Origin of the sequence: Enterococcus saccharolyticus subsp. saccharolyticus (assembly GCF_029023825.1) — a bacterium.
GTDB classification, from domain to species: Bacteria; Bacillota; Bacilli; order Lactobacillales; family Enterococcaceae; genus Enterococcus_F; species Enterococcus_F saccharolyticus.
Map to the genome: position 1 here is coordinate 1,084,878 of NZ_CP118957.1, position 23,180 is coordinate 1,108,057.

General features: G+C 36.8%; 18 protein-coding genes. 13 read left to right on the forward strand and 5 right to left on the reverse strand.

Features of this window, described 5'->3' with window-relative positions:
- Position 1: 1 nt before the first annotated feature.
- Complete coding sequence (locus PYW32_RS05665; RefSeq protein ID WP_016175295.1) at positions 2 to 2,158, reverse strand: amino acid ABC transporter substrate-binding protein/permease; 2,157 nt, start codon at positions 2,156 to 2,158, stop codon at positions 2 to 4.
- Between the two features lie 253 nt (positions 2,159 to 2,411).
- Between PYW32_RS05665 and uvrB the strand changes: the two genes are divergently transcribed.
- The 5 genes from uvrB (at position 2,412) to whiA (ending at position 10,343) form a co-directional block, all read left to right on the forward strand.
- Entirely contained in the window at positions 2,412 to 4,397 is a 1,986-nt protein-coding gene (uvrB, locus tag PYW32_RS05670) for an excinuclease ABC subunit UvrB (RefSeq protein WP_016175294.1), read from the forward strand.
- 18 nt (positions 4,398 to 4,415) lie between these two features.
- Positions 4,416 to 7,241, forward strand: coding sequence for an excinuclease ABC subunit UvrA (gene uvrA, locus PYW32_RS05675; RefSeq protein WP_016175293.1), 2,826 nt, complete (start codon positions 4,416 to 4,418; stop codon positions 7,239 to 7,241).
- Between the two features lie 259 nt (positions 7,242 to 7,500).
- Positions 7,501 to 8,385, forward strand: a complete 885-nt coding sequence (rapZ, locus tag PYW32_RS05680) for an RNase adapter RapZ (protein WP_016175292.1) — start codon at positions 7,501 to 7,503, stop codon at positions 8,383 to 8,385.
- Entirely contained in the window at positions 8,382 to 9,389 is a 1,008-nt protein-coding gene (locus PYW32_RS05685) for a gluconeogenesis factor YvcK family protein (protein WP_016175291.1), read from the forward strand. Before rapZ ends, PYW32_RS05685 begins: the two co-directional genes overlap by 4 nt.
- An 18-nt stretch (positions 9,390 to 9,407) precedes the next feature.
- Complete coding sequence (gene whiA / locus PYW32_RS05690) at positions 9,408 to 10,343, forward strand: DNA-binding protein WhiA (RefSeq protein ID WP_016175290.1); 936 nt, start codon at positions 9,408 to 9,410, stop codon at positions 10,341 to 10,343.
- Positions 10,344 to 10,381: 38 nt separating this feature from the next.
- On the opposite strand, the gene PYW32_RS05695 is transcribed toward whiA, so the two are convergent.
- On the reverse strand, positions 10,382 to 10,894 hold the full coding sequence (locus tag PYW32_RS05695) for a thioredoxin domain-containing protein (protein WP_016175289.1): 513 nt from the start codon (positions 10,892 to 10,894) through the stop codon (positions 10,382 to 10,384).
- A gap of 173 nt (positions 10,895 to 11,067) precedes the next feature.
- Here PYW32_RS05695 and cdaA point away from each other — a divergent pair, with 173 nt between their 5' ends.
- The 8 genes from cdaA (at position 11,068) to PYW32_RS05735 (ending at position 20,106) form a co-directional block, all read left to right on the forward strand.
- Entirely contained in the window at positions 11,068 to 11,958 is an 891-nt protein-coding gene (gene cdaA, locus PYW32_RS05700) for a diadenylate cyclase CdaA (protein ID WP_016175288.1), read from the forward strand.
- A complete protein-coding gene (locus tag PYW32_RS05705) occupies positions 11,958 to 13,151 on the forward strand; it encodes a CdaR family protein (protein ID WP_016175287.1) in 1,194 nt (397 codons plus the stop codon). Before cdaA ends, PYW32_RS05705 begins: the two co-directional genes overlap by 1 nt.
- Before the next feature lie 2 nt (positions 13,152 to 13,153).
- Positions 13,154 to 14,506, forward strand: a complete 1,353-nt coding sequence (gene glmM, locus PYW32_RS05710) for a phosphoglucosamine mutase (protein WP_016175286.1) — start codon at positions 13,154 to 13,156, stop codon at positions 14,504 to 14,506.
- A gap of 105 nt (positions 14,507 to 14,611) precedes the next feature.
- A complete protein-coding gene (locus tag PYW32_RS05715; protein WP_016175285.1) occupies positions 14,612 to 15,541 on the forward strand; it encodes an AAA family ATPase in 930 nt (309 codons plus the stop codon).
- Positions 15,542 to 15,545: 4 nt separating this feature from the next.
- Positions 15,546 to 16,559, forward strand: a complete 1,014-nt coding sequence (locus tag PYW32_RS05720; protein WP_016175284.1) for a DUF58 domain-containing protein — start codon at positions 15,546 to 15,548, stop codon at positions 16,557 to 16,559.
- Positions 16,556 to 18,691 (forward strand): transglutaminase-like domain-containing protein, encoded by a 2,136-nt coding sequence (locus PYW32_RS05725; protein ID WP_016175283.1) that lies wholly within the window; start codon positions 16,556 to 16,558, stop codon positions 18,689 to 18,691. The genes PYW32_RS05720 and PYW32_RS05725 overlap by 4 nt, the downstream gene beginning before the upstream one ends.
- 128 nt (positions 18,692 to 18,819) lie before the next feature.
- Positions 18,820 to 19,443, forward strand: a complete 624-nt coding sequence (locus tag PYW32_RS05730; protein WP_016175282.1) for a hypothetical protein — start codon at positions 18,820 to 18,822, stop codon at positions 19,441 to 19,443.
- Positions 19,444 to 19,563: 120 nt separating this feature from the next.
- The gene (locus tag PYW32_RS05735) at positions 19,564 to 20,106 is read left to right on the forward strand and encodes an HdeD family acid-resistance protein (protein WP_016175281.1); all 543 of its coding nucleotides are present in this window, start codon (positions 19,564 to 19,566) and stop codon (positions 20,104 to 20,106) included.
- A gap of 40 nt (positions 20,107 to 20,146) precedes the next feature.
- Here the strand turns inward: PYW32_RS05735 and PYW32_RS05740 are convergent, their stop codons facing one another.
- The 3 genes from PYW32_RS05740 to rsxC are packed head-to-tail and all read right to left on the reverse strand — an operon-like array spanning position 20,147 to position 23,127.
- Positions 20,147 to 20,713, reverse strand: a complete 567-nt coding sequence (locus tag PYW32_RS05740; protein ID WP_016175280.1) for a hypothetical protein — start codon at positions 20,711 to 20,713, stop codon at positions 20,147 to 20,149.
- A 13-nt stretch (positions 20,714 to 20,726) separates the two neighbouring features.
- Positions 20,727 to 21,794: an RnfABCDGE type electron transport complex subunit D gene (locus PYW32_RS05745; protein ID WP_016175279.1), complete on the reverse strand. Its 1,068-nt coding sequence runs from the start codon at positions 21,792 to 21,794 to the stop codon at positions 20,727 to 20,729.
- Positions 21,787 to 23,127 carry an electron transport complex subunit RsxC gene (gene rsxC, locus PYW32_RS05750; protein ID WP_016175278.1) on the reverse strand — a complete coding sequence of 447 codons (1,341 nt, stop codon included), beginning with the start codon at positions 23,125 to 23,127 and terminating at the stop codon, positions 21,787 to 21,789. The genes PYW32_RS05745 and rsxC overlap by 8 nt, the downstream gene beginning before the upstream one ends.
- Positions 23,128 to 23,180 lie beyond the last annotated feature (53 nt).

Genomic DNA, 23,180 nt, shown 5'->3' on the forward strand with positions numbered 1-23,180 from the left:
CTTAGTTCACCTTCTTTTCTAACACTTTAGCAAGTTTAGTTAAAGCCGTAATCACAATCAAGTACATGATTGCAATGATTAAGTAAACATACGTACTTTGCATTGTTCTTGCCACGATAATTTTACCAGTTTGGAGTAATTCAACCACACCGATAACAGAAATAATTGTTGTATCTTTTAATGAAATAACAAATTGGTTAACGAAAGATGGAATCATAATACGAATAGCTTGTGGTAAAATGATTTTTTGCATTGTACGAGTATAAGAAAGACCTAAGCTTCGAGAAGCTTCCATTTGTCCTTTTGGTACGGCGTTAATCCCACCACGGACAATTTCTGCAATATACGCACTTGCATTTAAGGTTAACGTAATGACCCCAGCTGCGAAGTCGGGAATTGTTACACCAATCGCATCAGATAAACCAAAGAAGATAAAGAATGCCAATACCATCATTGGAATACCACGAATCACATCGACATAGATTGAAGCAAAGATACGTAAACCTTTGATAGGTGCGACACTGAATAATCCAAAGATAATCCCCACAACTAAAGCTAATGCAAAGGAAATTAATGCTAAACCAATTGTTTTACCAAGTCCTGTTAGTAAGACTTTATAATTGTTTTTGATTAATCCCATAAAGGTTGATTCATTGACACTACTTTCAGCTTTTTTACCATCTTGAATGTAGCGAGAAACAATTTCATCATATTCCCCAGTACGTTTCATTTCAGCTAAAGCTTCGTTAAACATTTCTAGTAATTCAGGATTTTGGCCTTTTTTAACGGCAAACCCGTACTCGCCACCTGTTTCACGTTCGATTGGTGTTTCTAGTTCTTGACCTTGTGCAATCGCATAACCAATGACTGGATAATCATCCATTAAGGCATCAATTGCTCCTACACGAACAGCATCATATAATTGATCGGCTGCATCATAATACTTAATTTTATAACCATAGTTGTCTTTATTTTTTTCTAAGAAGTCAGCACTCTCTGTCCCAACTTTAGCACCAACTGTTTTACTATCTAAATCTTCATAAGAAGCGATGCCTGTTGTTCCAGTTTTCACTGCTAGTTGAATTCCACTTTCAAAGTAAGGCTCTGAAAAATCAAATGATTCTTTTCGTTGATCGGTGATTGACATTCCTGCAATCATACCTTCTGCTTGATTGCCTTCAACGGCTTGAACAGCACCAGAGAAACCAATGTGATTAAATTTAATAGTAAATCCTTGTAATTCAGCGGCACGGTTTAGTAAATCAACGTCAATCCCAATGTATTGATTGTTTTCATCTTGAAACTCAAATGGCGCAAAGGCAGAGTCACTGGCAATGACATAGACATCTTTTTTCGGTTCAATTTTTTTCATCTCACCAGAGGCAGCTTTTTCTTCCGAACCAGATGTGATATATTTTGCGACAATTTTATCGTATTCGCCAGATTCTTTCATTTTCTTTAGTCCAGCATTGAATTTGTCCAATAATTCTTTGTTTTCACCTTTTTTAACAGCGAAACCATAGGAATTACCAGCTTGAGGTTCACCAATTAATTTTAATTGTTCCCCTTGATTGATGGCATAACCTAAAACGGGATAGTCATCAAAAATTGCAACGGCTGTTCCATTTTTAACAGCACCATATAAACCAGTTGCATCATCGTAATTTTTGATATCAAAATCATATTTTTCTTTGTTGTCTTCTAAGAAAGTTGCACTTTCTGTCCCAACTTTAGCACCAACTGTTTTTCCTTTTAAATCATCCAAGGAAGTGATGTCTTTGTTGTCAGCTTTTACAGCCATTTGAATCCCACTATCAAAATATGGATCTGAAAAATCAAAGCTTTTTTTACGCTCATCTGTAATACTCATCCCAGCAATCATTGCATCAAGTTGATTTGATTGTACTCCTTGTACAGATGAATCGAACCCAAGAGGGCGCAAATCAACGTCAAAATCTTGATCGTCAGCGATAGCGTGCAATAAATCGATGTCAATCCCAACGTATTGATTTTTTTCGTTTTGAAATTCAAAAGGTGCAAATGTGACATCTGTCCCTATTTTATACGTTTTTTCTGCAGCAAATGTAGTTGTGCTTGCAAAAAAGAATAACGTCATAACAAACGAAAATAATGAAATGAATAGAGTTTTTCTTTTCATATTAAATAATTCCTCCTAAGTGTCAGATATTACAAAATTATATATCAAAGCTTTTATACTAGGCAAGAAAATAGCCGAAATTTGCGAAAAAATATCTTTGTTTCTGACATTAAGTGTGAGAAATATCAATATTTCATGGTTTTATTGGGGAAAAGTTATAAAAAATAGCGAAAGTATGTTCGCTGTGTTAAAATAATAAAAGTAGATGGTGTTTGTTTTAAGACGCTTAAAGAAGAAAGAAGGCATGCAATTTATGATTGAAAGAGATACTACTCATCATTTTGAATTAGTCTCCAACTATCAACCTGCAGGAGATCAGCCAGAAGCGATTAGAGAATTGACGGAAGGCGTGCAAGCAAACAAAAAAGCACAAATTTTACTAGGTGCGACCGGTACAGGTAAAACGTACACAATTTCAAATGTTATCAAAAATGTAAATAAACCAACGTTGATTATTGCGCATAATAAAACATTAGCTGGCCAATTATATGGCGAATTTAAAGAATTTTTTCCAACGAATGCGGTAGAGTATTTTGTTAGTTATTATGATTACTATCAACCGGAAGCCTATGTTCCTTCAAGTGACACCTATATTGAAAAAGATTCCAGTATTAATGATGAAATTGATAAGCTGCGACATTCTGCAACCAGTGCATTGTTAGAACGCAACGATGTAATAGTTGTTGCATCAGTGTCGTGTATTTTTGGTTTGGGGTCACCAATGGAATATCAAAAACAAGTTGTTTCTGTCCGTGTGGGAATGGAAATTAGCCGTGATGAATTGTTACGTTCATTGATTGATATTCAATTTGAAAGAAATGACATTGATTTCCAACGTGGTCGTTTTCGTGTCCGTGGTGATGTGGTAGAAATTTTCCCAGCTTCGCGTGATGAACGTGCGTTACGTGTCGAATTTTTTGGCGATGAAATTGATCGTATTCGAGAAGTAGACGCATTAACAGGAGAAGTTTTAGGAGAAACCGAGCACGTGTCGATTTTCCCAGCAACGCACTTTTTAACCGATAGTGATCATATGGAACATGCGATTGCTTCTATTCAACAAGAGTTAGATATGCGCTTAGCCATTTTAAAAGAGAATAATCAGTTGCTAGAAGCACAACGCTTGGAACAACGGACAAATTATGACATCGAGATGTTGCGTGAGATGGGGTACACATCTGGTATTGAAAACTACTCTCGTCATATGGATGGACGACATGAAGGAGAACCGCCTTATACGTTGCTCGATTTCTTTCCGAAAGATTATTTGATTGTTATCGATGAATCGCATGTTACGATGCCACAAATTAGAGGGATGTACAATGGCGATAGAGCAAGGAAACAAATGTTAGTCGATTATGGGTTTCGCTTGCCTTCCGCTTTAGATAACCGTCCGTTACAATTGACCGAATTTGAAGAGCATGTGAATCAAATTATTTATGTTTCTGCTACACCTGGACCTTACGAACACGAACAAACGGATGATGTGGTTCAACAAATTATTCGTCCAACTGGTTTGTTAGATCCAGTGATTGAAGTCCGTCCAATTATGGGGCAAATTGATGATTTAGTTGGTGAAATTAATGAACGTGTCGAGAAAAATGAGCGCGTTTTTGTTACCACTTTAACGAAGAAAATGTCAGAAGACTTAACAGATTATTTCAAAGAATTAGGAATTAAAGTGAAATATCTGCATAGTGATATTAAAACGTTAGAACGGACTGAAATTATTCGTGATTTACGTCTAGGTGAATTTGACGTATTAGTGGGAATTAATTTACTTCGTGAAGGATTAGATGTTCCTGAAGTTTCATTAGTGGCTATTTTAGATGCCGATAAAGAAGGATTTCTACGTAGCGAACGCTCATTAGTCCAAACAATCGGCCGAGCTGCTCGGAATGCAGAAGGGAAAGTCATTATGTATGCAGATAAGATGACTGATTCAATGCAACGAGCGATTGATGAAACGTCTCGACGTCGTAGCATTCAAGAAGCATACAATCTGGAACATGGGATTGTACCAAAAACAATCATTAAAGAAATTCGTGATTTGATTTCTATTTCGAAAGTAGCTGAAGAAGTAGCAGATTATGATATTCATTCTTATGAAGAGTTATCGAAAGAAGAAAAAGAATTACTACTCTTAAAATTAGAAAAAGAAATGAAAGAAGCTGCCAAAGCATTAGACTTTGAAAAAGCAGCTACTTTACGTGACACTATATTAGAATTAAAAGCTTAGTTGAACAGGAGGCAAATTATGGCGAACGATAAAATCGTGATTCATGGCGCACGTGCGCATAATTTAAAAAATATTGATGTAACTATCCCAAGAGACCAATTAGTCGTAGTGACCGGCTTATCGGGGTCAGGTAAAAGTTCACTAGCATTTGATACGCTTTATGCAGAAGGGCAACGACGTTATGTCGAGAGTCTTTCTGCGTATGCGCGTCAGTTTTTAGGTCAAATGGATAAACCAGATGTTGATAGCATTGATGGCTTGAGTCCAGCTATTTCTATTGACCAAAAGACAACCAGTAAGAATCCGCGTTCAACAGTGGGAACAGTTACTGAAATTAATGACTATTTACGACTTCTTTATGCACGAATTGGTCATCCAATTTGTCCGAATGATCATATTGAAATTACTAGCCAATCTGTGGAACAGATGGTAGATCAAGTCTTGGAGTTACCCGATCGTAGTAAAATTCAAATTTTAGCACCTGTAGTGACCCAAAAGAAAGGACAACACAAGCGTGTCTTTGAGATGATTCAACGCGAAGGTTATGTCCGAATTCGTGTAGATGGGGAAATCTATGATATTTCAGAAGCACCTGAACTTGAAAAAAATAAAAAACATGATATTGCGATTATTATTGACCGTATCGTGGTGAAAGAAGGAATTCGTTCCCGTCTATTTGATTCGTTTGAAGCAGCTTTGCGTTTGGCGGAAGGTTATGCCGTTGTGGACGTTATCGGACAAGAAGAGTTATTGTTTAGCGAGCATTACTCTTGTCCTTATTGTGGTTTTACAGTTGGCGAATTAGAGCCGCGTCTGTTCTCTTTTAATGCACCATTTGGGGCTTGTGCTGAATGTGATGGTTTAGGAATGAAACTAGAAGTGGACGTTGATTTAGTCATCCCAGATCAAACCAAAACGTTACGTGAGGGTGCGTTAGTTCCGTGGAATCCAATTAGTTCCCAATACTATCCACAAATGTTGGAGCAAGCGTGTTTAGAATTTAATATCGATATGGATACACCTTTTGAAGAATTACCAGAAGAACAACGCGAGATTATTTTGAATGGTTCAAATGGTGAGTTGTTCCATTTCCATTATGAAAATGATTTTGGAGGTGTTCGTGACGTCGAAGTACCTTTTGAAGGTGTCTTAACGAATATCAAGCGCCGTTATCATGAAACAAATAGCGATTTTACACGTGATCAAATGCGTTTATACATGACGGAATTAACATGTAAATCTTGTCAAGGATACCGATTAAATCCTCAAGCCTTATCTGTGAAAGTTAATGACAAACATATTGGTGAAATTAGCGAATTAGCGATTAATAAAGCTGTTCCTTTTGTCGAAGGGTTAGAATTAAGTGAGCAAGAAGCAATTATTGCGCGGCCAATTGTCAAAGAAATCAACGACCGCTTGAGTTTCTTGGAAAATGTGGGATTAGATTATTTAACGTTAAGTCGATCAGCAGGAACCTTATCTGGAGGCGAAGCACAGCGGATTCGTTTAGCGACACAAATTGGTTCCAATCTTTCTGGTGTATTATATATTTTGGATGAACCGTCAATTGGTTTGCATCAACGAGACAATGATCGTTTATTAGATTCATTACGGAAAATGCGTGATTTAGGAAATACATTAATTGTGGTTGAACATGATGAAGACACGATGAAAGCGGCCGATTATTTAATTGATGTGGGTCCAGGTGCTGGTCATGCTGGTGGTGAAATTGTAGCTGCAGGAACACCGGAAGAAGTTGCAGCCAATCCAAAATCATTAACAGGACAATATTTATCAGGCAAAAGATGCATTCCGGTACCAAAAGAACGACGACAATCCAATGGTCAAGCGATTAAAATTACTGGTGCATCGGAAAATAATCTTAAAAATGTCACTATTGCCTTTCCTTTAGGTCAGTTTGTAGCGGTAACGGGGGTTTCTGGGTCTGGTAAATCAACATTAGTCAATGAAATTTTGAAAAAAGCTTTGGCGCAAAGAATTAACCGTAATTCCAATAAACCCGGGCGTTTCAAAAAAATGACCGGTTATGAGAGTATCGAAAAGATTATCGATATTGATCAAAGTCCAATCGGGCGAACACCGCGTAGTAATCCTGCGACGTATACTAGTGTTTTTGATGATATTCGTGATTTGTTTTCTCAAACGAATGAAGCAAAAATCCGTGGCTATAAAAAAGGACGTTTTAGTTTTAATGTAAAAGGTGGTCGTTGTGAAGCATGTAAAGGTGACGGCATTATCAAAATTGAAATGCACTTTTTACCAGATGTTTATGTTCCTTGTGAAGTTTGTCATGGTAAACGATACAATTCAGAAACTCTTGAAGTTCATTATAAAGGAAAGAATATTTCTGAAATCTTAGATATGACAGTTGAAGATGCGGTAGAATTCTTTAAACATATTCCCAAAATCCATCGAAAACTGCAAACGATTGTTGATGTTGGTTTAGGTTATGTAACATTGGGTCAACCTGCTACGACGCTATCTGGAGGCGAAGCACAACGTATGAAGTTGGCAAGTGAGCTTCATAAAAAATCAAATGGTAAAAGTTTCTATATCTTAGATGAACCAACTACGGGACTTCATTCTGATGATATTGCTCGTCTATTAAAAGTGTTAGAGCGTTTGGTAGATGCAGGCAATACGGTTTTAGTAATTGAACACAACTTGGATGTCATCAAATCGGCCGATCACGTGATTGATTTAGGGCCAGAAGGTGGCGAAGGTGGCGGAACAATTCTAGCAACAGGAACCCCAGAAGAAATTGCTCAAGTAAAAGATAGCTATACAGGGAAATACTTGAAGACTGTTTTGGAAAAGCATTAAATTTATAGAAAATTCTAATAAAAAACTTGCGACAATCATAGAGGTTAGATAGAATCAAAGACAGTTGGAATATCCTTAAAGGAGTTCCACCTATAAGTTCTATCCGTTCAAATAGAGAAAAAGCGATCAGAAGCGATTCTAGATGGCTTTTTTTCTTTAAAGAGAATCAGAAAAATTCGCAATGATACGCCCGGAATGATATAATGAAATGTAAACATTGAATTGCAGATGACTGCAATAGATGAGAGGAGCAAGAACGATGGGAGAAAGTTTAGAATTAGTTATTATTACAGGGATGAGTGGTGCTGGTAAAACAGTCGCAATCCAAAGTTTTGAAGATATGGGGTATTTCTGTATTGATAACATGCCTCCAAGCTTAATTCCTAAATTCTGGGAATTAATTAAAGAATCAGGTAAAGTAACGAAAATCGCGTTAGTGGTCGATTTACGTTCTCGTTCATTTTTTGAAGAAATCCAAAGTATGTTAATCGATATTGAAAATACTGCTTTTATTGATACTCGCGTCCTATTTTTAGATGCGTCTGATATTGAACTAGTGTCTCGTTATAAAGAAACACGTCGTACGCATCCGTTAGCGATGGATGGTTTAGTGACAGAAGGGATTCGCAAAGAACGGGCCATTTTAGATGATTTAAAAACGAAAGCATCGATTGTGATTGATACAACGAATTTAACCCCGCGCCAATTACGTGAAAAGATTAATGAGGAATTTCGTCATTCGCAAGATCACGGTTTTCGAATTGAAATGGTCTCATTTGGTTTTAAATATGGGTTGCCAATTGATGCCGATATTGCGATGGATGTGCGTTTTTTACCAAATCCGCATTATATTAGTGAATTACGTCCTTTAACAGGAATGGATAAACCAGTTTATGAATATGTGATGTCTTTTGATGAGACAGAAGCATTTTATCAACAATTTTTAAGCTTATTACAAACAATTATGCCTGGATATGTCAAAGAAGGAAAAAGTAGTTTAACGATTGCGATTGGCTGTACAGGTGGGCAACACCGTTCGGTTGCTTTAACTGAACGTGTGGGTAAAGTTTTATCTGAAGAGTATAAAGTGAATATTACTCATCGTGATAAAGATAAGCGAAAAGAAACGGTGAATCGCTCATGAAAATGAAAACGTACCGTATCAGAAAACCGAAGATTGTTGTTGTAGGTGGTGGTACTGGTTTACCGGTTATCTTAAAGGGATTACGAAATCAAGGTGTTGATATTACTGCTGTAGTTACTGTCGCAGATGATGGAGGGAGTAGTGGTCAATTACGTGATTCTGTGTCAACAATGACCCCGCCTGGAGATTTACGGAACGTCTTAGTCGCTTTATCGGATATGCCTAAATTGTATTCAGATATTTTTCAATATCGTTTTAATAAAGAAGATAAATTTTTAGCGAATCATGCGTTAGGAAATTTAATTATTGCGGCGATGTCTGAAATGCGCGGCAGTACTTATGAAGCAGTACAATTATTATCAAAAATGATGCATGTCGATGGTCGTGTTTATCCATCTTCGGATGAACCTTTAGTATTGCACGCAGTATTTAAAGATGGAACAACTGCTGTGGGAGAATCTAAAATTGCTTTAGATCGTAAAACGATTGATCATGTATACGTTCGGAATCATGCAAATGATGATGAACCAAAACCTGCCCGCAAAGTTGTAACATCGATTTTAGAGGCCGATATGATTGTTTTGGGACCAGGCAGTTTGTTTACTAGTATTTTGCCTAACTTAATGATTTCTGATATAGGACAAGCAATGTTGGAAACGTCTGCTGAGACGGTCTATATCTGCAACATTATGACTCAAAAAGGTGAGACGGAACATTTTACAGATGCCGATCATGTGCGTGTTTTACATCAACATTTAAAAGCGAAATTTGTAGATACGGTGCTCGTAAATACAGAGCCGGTACCTGAAGGTTACATGGATACTGAAACATATGATGAATACTTAGTTCAAGTAAAACATGATTTCAATGGTTTACGCGAAGAAAGTTGTCGTGTTGTATCAACTGATTTTTTAGAGTTGAGAGACAATGGTGTGTTTCATGATGGCGAAAAAGTGGTGCAAGAATTATTACGCATTGTTTATGGTGCAAAATTAAAAAATTAAAGAGAGGAGGAGAATAAGATGTCTTTTGCAGCAGATGTAAAAAAAGAACTGACGGCTTTAGAAGTTCATCGTGAACATGCCCGAGCAGAATTAGCTGCATTGATTCGCATGAATGGATCGATTAGTTTATCCAATCAACAAATGATTTTAAATATGCAAACTGAAAATGCTGCGATTGCACGTCGAATTTATTCTCTACTCAAAGATCACTATGATGTTCGTAGTGAATTATTGGTTCGTCGAAAAATGAAATTGAAAAAAAATAACGTCTATATTGTTCGTTTAAAACAGGAAACACAAGCTGTTTTAGATGATTTAGGAATTATGGATGGCTTAATGTTTCATAGTCATGTTTCAGGAGAAATTATGGGGAATGCTCAAAAAATGCGCTCGTATCTTAGGGGCGCATTTATGGCGTCTGGCTCTATCAATAATCCAGAAACAAGTCGGTACCATTTAGAGATTTATTCGATTTATGAAGAGCACAATCAAGATATTTGTAATATGTTAAATTACTATGGTTTAAATGCCCGAACTTTAGAACGACGGAATGGCTATATTTCGTATCTCAAAGGAGCCGAACATATTGCTGATTTTTTAACATTAATTGGGGCAACCAATTCGATGTTAAAGTTTGAAGATGTGCGAATTGTCAGAGATATGCGGAATTCAGTGAACCGTTTGGTCAATTGCGAGACTGCCAATATGAATAAAACGATTGATGCAGCGTCGAAGCAAATTGAAAATATTCAATATATTGAAGACCGTGTAGGCTTACAATCATTACCAGAAAAATTACAAGAAATTGCTGAATTACGTTTAGAACATCCAGAGGTTAGTCTAAAAGAACTCGGTGAAATGATGCCTTCTGGTGTGATTTCAAAATCAGGGATTAATCACCGGATTCGTAAAATTAACGAATTTGCTGATCGATTACGTGAAAATGCTACTTAAAAAACCAAGCAAGTTGGAAAGAACTTGCTTGGTTTTTATTAATTAAAATAACTTTTTAGTGTATCTTGATCAATCGTTTCATCAAAAATATGTGAATCAATAATCACTGTTGGGACAAATTTAATATTGGCACGTTCGGTTTCTGCTACTAATTTTTCTGCGTAGTCCAAATGATTGTGCTCTGTTAACTGCAGTTCATTTTTCGCGAATGCCGCAACCTCCTCCAATGATAAATGACCCCACTGTGCTTGGGTATCAAAAATCTTTGTTAAATCCGCAAGTGTTTGCTGGGCATCATTTGTTGTGACAAAACGATGCATTACATTGCCTCGCTGTAACGATTCTTTTTGGCGATCCACTAATTTAATGAGTCGTTGAATTTTTTTTGCAGCAATCGCTTCATCTAATGTGTCACGCGTCTCTTCAAACCATTTTTTGCAATACGGGCAACGAACATTAATAAATTCTAATAATTGTTTTGGTGCAGTTTCTCCTACTAAAATACCATATTCTTGGTTTGTTTCATTGGCTTTAATGACTGAAATATCCATGATAATTCCTCCCTTTATCGTCTAGTGTAACGAATTTTTGATGGAATGAAAAGTTGCTTGTTTTGAGGTAAGTCGGAAAATTTTCAAAGAAGAGCTTTTTTTGTCGCCACCAGAAAAAAACCTATGCTATACTAATAGAAGAACAAGTCTTAGAATAAAGGAAGGCTGTTAGTATGAAACTTAATATTGGCGAATTATTTAACTTAGAATATTGGAGACAATTGTTATCTATTGATGTATTTTCATTACCCTTTTTAATAAATGTATTAGACATTATTGTTGTTTGGTATATTGTATATAAATTAATCCAACTTGTGCGAGGAACGAAAGCTATCCAGTTATTTAAAGGAGTAGCGATGTTCATTGGAATTCGTTTTGTAGCAGAATTGATTGGACTACACACATTGTCGTGGTTAATGGACCAAGTCATCACTTATGGGGTCATAGCGGCAATTGTTATTTTTCAACCAGAAATTCGACGTGGTTTAGAACATCTAGGTCGAACGACATTCTTTACTCCTTCAAAAAATGAAAAAAATAAAGATGAAGAAATGATTAAATCATTTGATAAAGCAATTCAATACATGTCCAAACGAAAAATTGGGGCATTGATTACGATTGAACGTAATACAGGTTTAGAGGAATATATTGAAACAGGAATTCCTTTAGATGCAGATATCACAGGAGAACTATTGATTAACATTTTTATTCCAAATACACCGTTGCATGATGGTGCTGTAATTATTCGAGATGGAAAAATATCTGTGTCCTGTGCCTATTTACCATTATCAGATAGTGTGTTGTTACCAAAAGAATTTGGTACAAGACATCGTGCCGCGTTAGGTGTCTCTGAAGTAAGTGATGCATTAACAATTATTGTTTCTGAAGAAACGGGAAATGTGAGCATCACGTTGAACAATCAATTATATCCAGATTTAAGTCAAGAAAAATATTTAAACATGCTAAATGATGCATTTATTTTGGAAGAGAAACCCAAAGAAAAGAAAAATATTTTTCACATGATTTTAGATGAATTGAATAGATTGAACAAAGGAGGTAAATAATGTTTACTAAGCAGAGAAAAAGCAACATCATGTATGGATTGTTGGCTTTGTTGTTTAGTTTAGTGTTATTTTTTAATGCTAATGGATCGACTCTTCAAAATAGTTTAATCACACCGAGTGCGTATGAAGAGACGGTAAATGATGTACCAATCCAAACAATCTATGATTCAGATAAATATTTTATCCAAGGCTATCAACCAACTGTTGACGTGAAATTATCGAGTGTGAATCGTGTGCAATTAAATGCTGAGAAAAATTCAGAAACACGAAACTTTCGCGTAGTTGCAGATTTAACGGACTTAGATGTCGGAACACATGATGTATTGTTAGAAATTCAAGATATGAGCAATAGTGTGACTGGAAAAATTGATTCAAGAATTTTTACAGTAACAATTGAAAAGAAAGTAACTCAAAAATTTCCAGTGGAACTTAATTATTCTGAAGAAAATTTGCAAGATGGCTTTCAATTAGATAAAATAGTGTCTGAACCAAGTGAAGTAACTGTAACTACTGGTGACCAAACACTTAAAGATATTGCTAAAATTGTCGCAGATGTCGATGCGTTAAAAGGTGCAACAGCGAATCAAACAGTCGAAGCGCCTGTTTATGCCGTAGATAAAAATGGTGAGATTTTACAAACAGAAATTGATCCTCAATCAGTTGAAGTGAGTGTTCAAGTTTCTGTGCCGGAAAAATTGGTTAGCCTGTATGCTAGTCAGCAAGGAACAAAAGCAACAGGCATTTCACATTTTGATTTTCTACTGGATCGGACACAAGCCACAATTTCTGGTCCACAGCAAATATTAGATACAATCGAAAGTATCGGTGTGCCTGTGGATGTATCTGATGTACAAAAGGCAACTAAAAAAGTGGTGACTATTCCAACAGAAGAAGGTGTGGTAGCAACACCCAATCAAGTGACTGTAGAAATATCACCAGTGTTTATAGAAGAAAGTAGTTCAACAAGGTCATCTAGTGTATCGACAACAGAAGAGAGTCACGAAACAGCTATGGAAAGTGGACAAAATGTACCACAAACTTCCGTAAAAACAGTGCCCTCTTCTGAAGGAACAATTTCTTCAATCGAACCAGAGATAACTTCTAGTTTTAGTGAAGAAACGATACCTGAAGACAGTACTCAAGAATCATCTTCAATAATTGAAGAACAAGAGACAATGGGAGAGGAACAATAATTATGGGAAAATATTTTGGTACGGATGGTGTCCGCGGCGAAGCCAATAAGGAATTGACACCGGAGTTAGCGTTTAAATTAGGTCGTTGTGGCGGTTATGTATTAAGTCAACATGAAACAGGAGACAAACGTCCACGCGTACTTGTTGGTCGTGATACACGTATTTCTGGACAATTATTGGAAAGTGCCCTAGTTGCGGGATTACTTTCAGTCGGCATTGAAGTCTTCCAATTAGGGGTTATCTCGACACCGGGTGTAGCGTATTTAACACGTATTCAAAAAGCCAGCGCAGGCGTCATGATTTCAGCGTCACATAATCCTGCGCAAGACAATGGGATTAAGTTTTTCGGTAATGACGGCTTTAAATTGGTTGACGAGCAAGAAGCAGAGATTGAAGCGTTATTAGATGCAGAAGAAGATACCTTACCACGTCCATCTGCAGACGGCTTAGGAACGGTAGAAGAATTTCCAGAAGGCTTATTGAAATATTCACAATTCTTACAACAAACGATTAGTGGCGATTTATCTGGTCTAACAGTATGTATCGACGCAGCGAATGGTGCCACCGCGTCTTCTGTCAACCGTTTATTTGCAGATTTAGAAACAGATTTCTACACAATAGGCACTTCACCGAATGGTTTAAATATCAATGATGGTGTGGGTTCCACACATCCTGAAAAATTAGCCGCATTTGTTGTGGAAAAAGGCGCAGATGCAGGATTAGCGTTTGATGGCGATGGCGATCGGATTATTGCGGTAGATGAACGTGGTCAAATCGTGGATGGCGATAAAATCATGTACATTTGTGCCAAACATTTGGCGCAACAAAAACGCTTGAAAAAAGACACGATTGTGACGACCGTTATGAGTAACTTAGGTTTCCACAAAGCTGTGGAAGCAATTGGCTTAAAAGATGTGATTACGCAAGTTGGCGACCGTTATGTGGTGGAAGAAATGCGTAAAAATGACTATAATTTTGGTGGCGAACAATCTGGTCACATGGTCTTTTTAGACTTTAACACGACGGGTGATGGGATGTTATCAGGCATTCAATTGTTAAGCATTATGAAACAAACAGGGAAAAAATTATCGGAATTAGCCGATGAAGTGACGATTTACCCACAAAAATTAGTGAATATCCGTGTGTCCAATAAAAATGGTGCGATGGAAGTCCCTGCAATTAAAGCGGTAATCGAAGAAGCTGAAGCAGAAATGAACGGTGAAGGTCGTATTTTAGTTCGTCCTTCTGGTACAGAACCATTATTACGCGTGATGGCAGAAGCACCAACCGACGAAAAAGTGAATTATTATGTCGATAAAATTGCGGAAGTTGTCCGTAAAGAAATCGGTTTGTAAAATAAAAAACGAGAGAGAAATCATCCTGATTTTTCTCTTATTTTTTATCAATAATAGTAAGAAAATTCAGAAATGACTAACGAGTCTTTTAAAAGGAGGAAGCAAATGAGCGAAGAATTAACGAAAAAAATCCCTGAATTAATTGACGAAGTGGAAAAAGTTATTTTGGGAAAACGAGAAGTTATTCAATTAACAGTAGCTTCTTTGTTAGCTGGAGGCCATGTTTTATTTGAAGATATTCCTGGTGTAGGGAAAACATTAATGATTAAAACACTGGCCCAAGCAATACATGGAAAATTCTCCCGTGTACAGTTTACCCCCGATTTATTTCCAAGTGATATTTTAGGTGTGTCTATTTTTAATAATCAAACCAATCAATTTGAGTTTCGCCAAGGGCCTATTTTCACTACTGTTTTATTAGCTGATGAAATCAATCGAACCAGTCCTCGCACGCAAGCGGCCTTGTTAGAAGCGATGTCAGAAGGAAAGGTCACGATTGATAATCAAACCTATTCATTATCCCCCCACTTTTTTGTGCTAGCTACGCAAAACCCAATTGAATATGAAGGAACGTATCCATTGCCAGAAGCCCAACTGGATCGTTTTTTATTCCGCTTGAAAATTGGCTATCCTTCTTCTGAAGATGAACTAGCTTTAATGCTGGGACAGCAACAATCAGCAGTTATTCGTCGTGTTTTGACTGAACAAGAAGTCGATGAATTAAAAGCATTAGTAGAGAATGTTTTTGTCCAAGAAAATGTTGTCAAATATGCGTTACAACTAGTGCAAGCAAGCCGCAATCATCAAGGGATAAACTTAGGTGTCAGTCCTCGCGGAAGCGTGGCATTTGTCCGTGGAGCAAAAGCCTATGCGTTAACACAAGGCCGTCAATATGTCATTCCAGAAGATTTGCAAAAAATTTTACCCGCAGTGTTTGGCCATCGCTTGCAATTAAAAAATCGTACTAGTGAAGAAGAACGAGAGGCGATTTTAAGACAAATCATTGAACGTGTTCCTGTGCCTATTCGGAGGTGAGTGGATGAAACAGCTAAAAAATTGGGGCAATGGTTTTACTCTGTTTCTAGCGTATCTTTTTATTGTAATCTATGCGCTCATTTTTACCAATGAAACAGGTTGGACGTTGTTATTGTTTGCTACACTATTGGTCGGCATAGAGATGATTAGTCTTTTGGGTTCTTTGCGGCGTTTGAAGCTAGTTAGCCGAGAAGAACTATTATTGCAAATGGGAGAATCAGCAAAACTCTCTTTTGAAATAACCAAACGGGGTAGCTATCCACTTGTGTTCATCCAAATGAAACTAATGAGTACTGCTTTTCCATCAACGATTTCTTTGTATTTTTTTCAAGGAAAAAAGCAGCTCCAAACCATGTGGTCACCTGCAGAACGCGGCTATTTTCAAAAAGTACCTATTCAAGTAACTAGTAGTGATTTTTTTGGATGGTTTCAAAAAAAACGCATATTAGAGATGGAAATGAACGGATTTGTGCTACCACAATTTTCTGTCGAAGCAGACACAGTTGTTGCTTATTTTCAGCAAGTATTGCATCAAAGTACATATGGCGAATCAAGTTTTACCGTGAAAAACTATCGTCCGTATCGTATGGGTGATGCGTTAAAGCAAATTGATTGGAAAGTCTCTAGTCGTCAACAAGAATTAATTTACCGAGAATACCAACAATACCAAACTTCAGAATGGGTTTTTATCTTTTATGGACAGGATAGTTTTTATTTTGAAGAAATGTTAGGGATCTTTTATTCCTTGCATCGTCAGTTTCCACAATTTACTACAATTTTAATAGGTGAAAACGTCCCAATGGTTGAGACGAATGATTTAAGGCAATATGCACTTATTCAGCCATTAATTGCGCCACAAGTTTTACCGGAATTCCATCAAAAGAGAATTTTTCTATTTACACCCCAATATTCTGAGGCGTTAGAAGAACAAGTGACACACTTGCAACGAGACAATCAACTCACTGTTTATACGTATAAAGAATTGATGGCAAAGTTAGGAATTGAGGTGACATTATGACACAACAATTCAAAGATAAATTTTTTCCAATGGTGTTAACCTTTCTGACGTTTGTTTTATTCTTCATGCAATTTTTGTCTATTTATCGTCTAGGTACGTCTTTATTGGCGAATGTGACAGTGGGGATTTTTTGTTTGATTGCAGGTATGATACCGTATCGTTGGTTGAAATTTCCCATTTATTGTGTAGCAGGCAGTGGTATGGCCTATCTCTTTATGCCACTGGAGCAGACGTTTTCTCTAGATTGGTTCTTTCTATTTGCGAAAACACTCAAAGAGAATTATTTGGGATTTTCGAGTGGAGAAATTGCTTTTATTCCACCAGCAATTGCATTGACTATTATTTTAACGTTGATGGTTTTATTGATTGAACTGCAAATTGAATATTTACGTGTTTATTTGAGTACTATGATTGTTGTAGGATACTTATTACTTTTGGTGATTTATAATCATTTGGCTTTAAGTATGGTAATCTTATTTATTTTATGTAATGCTTTGTTTTTCCGTCTAGTCGTTTATGTAAAAGAGCGGCAAGCCATCATTTTTGGCACAGTGATGATTGGTATCTTATTTTTTAGTGCCTTCGCTATTCCCAAAACAACTATGGAGAATCGATTATTAGAAGTAAGTTCTTCCATTCGTAATCGATTGAATCAACAAGGATTTTATCGTTATTTTGAACAAAACGGTCAAGGAATTGGTGGCGTTAATGGGATATCACGGACAGGTTTTAGCGAAGATGATGCTTCGTTGGGTGGCCCTTTACTAGATGATCGGACGATTTTATTTGAAGCAAACCAGCAACACGCGCATTATTGGCGTGTGGATAGTAAAAATATCTATACGGGGAAAGGTTGGCAACATTCTCCTGAAAATTTAACGCGTGAGTCTTTGTTGTATGCGATGGATTTAGATATACCAACTCGTGGGTATCAAGGTCCACTAGCTGAAAGTGAGCGTATAGATGTCACTTTCCATAATCGCAATGGCAATCAATATTTGCCGTTACCTTATGGTGAAAAACAAATTCGTTTAACGTATGGTCAGACAAGTTTTTATCGCTATGAAGAAAGCGATCGGATTGATTTCTTGGGTCAAGGTGTGCAAATCGACTGGCAAGACTTGGACTATTCCGCTGCTGAATTAGCTGAGATAGCCGTGACATTACCAGATAATGCCATCAACTATTTGCAATTACCTGTAGGAATCCCACAACGTGTGCGTGATTTAGCGAATGAATTAACCGTTAATCAAGAAACAATGTTTGAAAAAGTCATGGCGATTCAAAATTATTTGAAAACATCGACTGATTTTCGCTATTCAAAATTAGATGCTCAAGTTCCACCAGAAAATCAAGATTACGTTGATCATTTCTTATTTGATTCAAGAGTAGGATATTGCGATAATTTCTCTACGGCAATGTCTGTGTTACTTCGAAGCGTCGGTATTCCCACGCGATGGGTGAAAGGCTTTGCTCCAGGAACGGTCACTGAAACAAGACCTAATTATCAAACTTACACCGTTCGTAATCAAGATGCACATTCTTGGGTAGAAGTGTATTTTGAAGGTTATGGATGGTTGCCTTTTGAACCAACACCATCGTTTTCACAGCCATTAACAGAAGAGTTAACACAAGAGACGACAACCACGACAAGTTCGGAAAGTACAACAACGAGCGAAACATCAACTACTAGTCAGACAACTAGTGAACAAACGACAATGAGTGAAGAAATATCTGAACAACCAACACCACAAGTGTCATTTTCGAAAATTTGGAAGTGGTTAAGATGGTTCTTGTTAACAATTATGCTAGTGAGTGGTTGGTACTGGTTTTTCTATGGACTGGTTTTACTTTTATTAAAAATCAGTAAGCAACCATTATTGTCAATCTATCCTTTATTCTTAGCAAAAATGGCAAGAAAATTTCCACGTGCGAAAGAGCAGCCACTAGAACAATATGCTAGACAAGTGGAAGCTAAGTTTTCAATATTAGAAGGTGAGTTCTTAGCATTAACTTCTTATTATGAAAAAGCCATCTATAGTGATGAAAAGATGACTGAAAATGAGAAAGAGCTAATAAAATCGTTGGCATGGAAATTGAATAACCCGTTCAAAGTGTATAAATCAAAATGATTTATACACTTTTTTCTTTAAAATCAGTCTTTAGTCTTATGAGAAAAGTATGAGAAGGAAGGTTTTTATATGCTATAATGAAAGGCAGGGGGGGCTCTAGCCCTTTTTTGTTGAGAAGGAGAAAAGAAATGAAAAGTGTATATATTGTATTAACGGATACGGGGACGGTACTCACACGATGTATCAAATTGTTTACTAGAAAGAACTATAATCATTCTTCTATCGCATTAGATAGCCAATTAGATCACGTCTATAGTTTTGGTCGTAAAAAAGTTAATAATCCTTTTAACGGGGGATTTGTGAAAGAAAATTTATATCAAGATTTTTTCTTGCGTTCACGTTGTCAAGTGTATCGTTTAGATATGGAAGAAGCCCATTTTGAGCGAATGCAAGAAAAAATTACTGAATTTGAATTGAAAAGAAGCGATTACCGCTATAATCTTTTGGGACTAATCGGCATTGCCTTACATCAAGAATGGGAACGTGAAAATGCCTTTTTTTGCTCTCAATTTTTAGCCTATATCTTACAGGAAAGTGGGATGGTTCATTTCCATAAACCGATTTATTTAATTACACCGGATGATTTAATTGCTTATGTTAATCCTCAGTTAATTTATCAAGGGACAATTAGTCATTATTTAGCGAATCAAACGTTGTATGCTGAAAATCCTGAAATAAGTTACGAGACGAATTATGTACCACAAACCTTTATGAAAAAATGGACACTACCCATGATTAATCGTTTTTTATAATTAGAAAAATTAGTGGAACTCTTATACCATTTCAACTTCTTCTGTTATGCTTTGACTCAAAATTTAAAAGAGTAGTAGGATAGATACATAGGAAATAATCCTTGTTGTTTAACTATTCTTTTGAAGGAGCGAGTCAACACGTATGAAAAAAATCGTTTTGATTGGAGTAGCTTAATTTTAGGGGTATTATTTCTAATTGTATCGTTAATGGCTTTCCAAAATCCAGGTAGCAGTTTAGTGGCAATTGTCAACTATTTCGCTATTAAAGCAATTATTAACGGAATTACTAGTATTTTTATTCGTAATCAAGTAAAACAAGTGACTGGATTCAAAGCAACGGCCTTATTGATTTTAGGAATTTTGGAAGTCGTTTTAGGGATTGTGTTGATGTTTAATTTACATGTCGGAATTATGGCATTGGCTTACGTCTTTGCGATGTGGTTTGTGATTGATTCTGTCCGTAACTTATTCATGTTAAGTGAAGCCCGTTTAATCAGTACAGCTTATTACTGGTTTTCAATAATTGTTAACATTATCGGTATTTTTATTGGTTTTTCTTTATTTTTCGATCCAATTGTTTCGATGTTAACTTTGTCATTCTTAGTAGGCTTTTATTTAATGTTAATGGGCATTTTTTACGTTGTCCGTGCATTCGCAAAATAAAAAAAGAAGGAACGTTTGTAAGTATGACGTTCCTTCTTTTTTAGAATAATTGATCAAAAAAGACTCCGTTTAAGAAAGAAAAACTTAATAAAAATAAAAATAAGGTGAGCAGATCAAGTGGTAATCCCTTGATGAAATCAGGAATCGGCGCAATACTCATACGGTCTTTCACTCCTGCAAAACCAATGACAAAGAGAGCATACATTCCGCCATAAATCACGACTTCTTTGATGAGATAGTGTGGGTCAATCAAAGTAAAGGTTGAGAGTGCTAATAAAAGTTGAACAACGAGCATCATTTTTTTGATGTCTTTCGTTAAGAATTTTTGATGATAAGGAGCAAAAAAGCTGAGATAGGTGAGGACTAGGCTAAAACCAGTAACAGTTATTGATGTGGTAATACGTTCATTTCCGTATTGCATATAAGGAAGCAGAGTTTCAAATAAAAGACCACTGAGAATATATGTCAAACTAATTAAGAGTCCAACATAACTTACTCGCTTAATGACTAGAGGTTGTTTCTTTTGAATCGTTGATGGGTAGTTATCACATACATAAAACGTAATTAAAATAGCCAGAAAAAAAACTAAACGATTGGCAATAATCATCTAACAACCCTCCTTAAACATTGATTTTTAAATTAAAGGGACTTTGTTTTCCTTCACCTAATACTCGTAGCCGTAGAAAGCGATCAATTGCAGGAGTAAAGCAGTTCATAATCAAAATACCATAACTGACCCCTTCATTAGTTAAACCAAAGAATCGGAAAATAATTACTAGAATACCCACACCTAAAGCAAAGAGATTTTCACCGAATTTAGTTGAAGGCGTGGAAGCATAATCTGTTGCCATAAAAAATGCGCCTAGAATCGCCCCTCCACTGATAATATGCCCAATGATATTTTGCCATGAACCGGTAAACCATCCTTCCGGGCCTAAAACAAAGGCACCTAAGCCAATTGTACCTAGAATAATTAAGGGGATACGAGGTGAAATAATTTTTTTATAGATTAAAAATGCACCGCCTAACAACAAAAGAAACGCACTTGTTTCACCAGCTCGTCCGCCAACAAAACCGAAAAAAGCAGTATTTAAATCATGGGATGATAAGGTTTCACCGGCACGCATGATTGCCAAAGGGGTAGCGCCTGATAGTGTATCAATAGCTGGGTCAAAGGGCTGTGAGGGCAGTTTGCTAAAGGGTGGATCAGGCCAACTAATCGCAAACATTTGTTGATAAAAAAGAGCAACTAAAAACGCTCTTCCACCTAGTGCGGGATTGATAAAATTGTAACCTAAACCGCCAAAGAATTCTTTGATGACGATAATGGCAAATGCTGTTCCAATAACAGGAAAATACCATGGAGCAGATGGAGGCAAATTCATGCCTAATAATAATGCGGTTAACATTGCGCTATAATCCCATTGGTAAGGTCGCTTTATCCATTTAAACCAAAGAAATTCCACTGAGATACCTGTTATCATTGCTAAGAGATAGTTGAAATAGACACTAAACCCAAAAAGATAACCTGAAAATACAAGGGCTGGAAGCAATGCTAAGATGACCATGAGCATGATGTTTTGCGTTTCTTGATTGCCACGGATGTGTGGATTAGGCTGTGTTTTAGGGAACTTAGTTGCTTGTTGAAAAAGTTTTTCGCTTTCAGAATCCTGACAATAACTAGGCATGTTGCATCGCCTCCTTTTTTAAGGCGATTACTTTATTTTTCGCGTCTGTAATAGTCGCTGCCAAGTTTCGTCTCGCAGGGCAAACAAATGTGCAGGCACCACAACTAATACAGGCTTCTGCAAGCAATTCATCACATTTGTCATAATCACCTGCGCGAAAATACTGATCGATACTTAACGGCATTAAACGCATTGGACAAGCTTCTACACATTTGTTGCAACGGATACAAGGATTTTCAGTGAACAGCCAATCGTTATCTTCGTTAAAAACTAACACGCCGTTGCTGCCTTTTGTTGTAGGAACACGCAAAGTCGTAACCGTTCGTCCCATCATAGGACCGCCTAAAATCACTTTACTAGGAGCTCCTTGAAAACCACCAGCAAAATCTATTAATTCACCGGCTAAGGTACCAATTGGACTTTGAATCACTTGAGGGTGCTGTACATCACCAGTAACAGTTGTGTAGCGATTAATTAATGGTTTATTCCAACAAACAGCTTCAGTGATGGCGAAACTAGTGGCGACATTCATCAAAATAACACCAATGTCAGCAGTTAATTTACCTAAAGGAACTTCTCGATCTAAGAGAACTTCAACTAATTGTTTTTCACCACCTGTTGGATAGACAGTAGGTAAGACTTCGATTTGAATAAAAGAGTAAGGGGCAGTTGCTTTTTTCATCGCAGCAATAGCAAGAGGTTTATCGTCTTCAATGCCGATAATAATTACAGGATCATGAAGTAGTTTACGTGCGATTCGAGCACCTTCAATAATTTGCTCCGCTTTTTGTTCCATTAATAAAGCATCGCTACTTAAAAAAGGTTCACATTCGGCACCATTTAATACTAATGTGTCGATTTTTTTGGTCTCATCAATTGCAAACTTAACGTGTGTGGGGAAAGTTGCACCGCCTTTACCAGCGATGCCAGCTTGTTGAATTTTTTGTTTGATGACATCATTTGCTGTTTCTTCCCAATGAAAGGGTGTTGAAAGGAAATCATTATCATAGGTAAAATCATTTTCAATGACAATGGTTTGTGTGGTCTCATTATTTTGATTGGGCCACTCGGTAATGTCTAAGACTTTTCCAGAAACGCTAGCATGAACTTTGGCAGAAACAAAGGCATCGGATTCACCAATAACTTGTCCTTGTTTGACATAATCACCGGGTTGAACAATCGGTTGTGCAGGGGCACCAATATGCTGTGACAAAGGGATAAATACCATATTGGGTTCAAAAATGGCTACTTGTGATTGCTGGATTTCTAGTTTTTGCTTCAACGCTTTTAATGGGGGGCTTAATGAAAAGCCACCAGTTACTTTTTTCTTCATCGTCTTCCTCCTAAAATTATGACTTATAAATAAGTTACTTAAAGTTTAACATA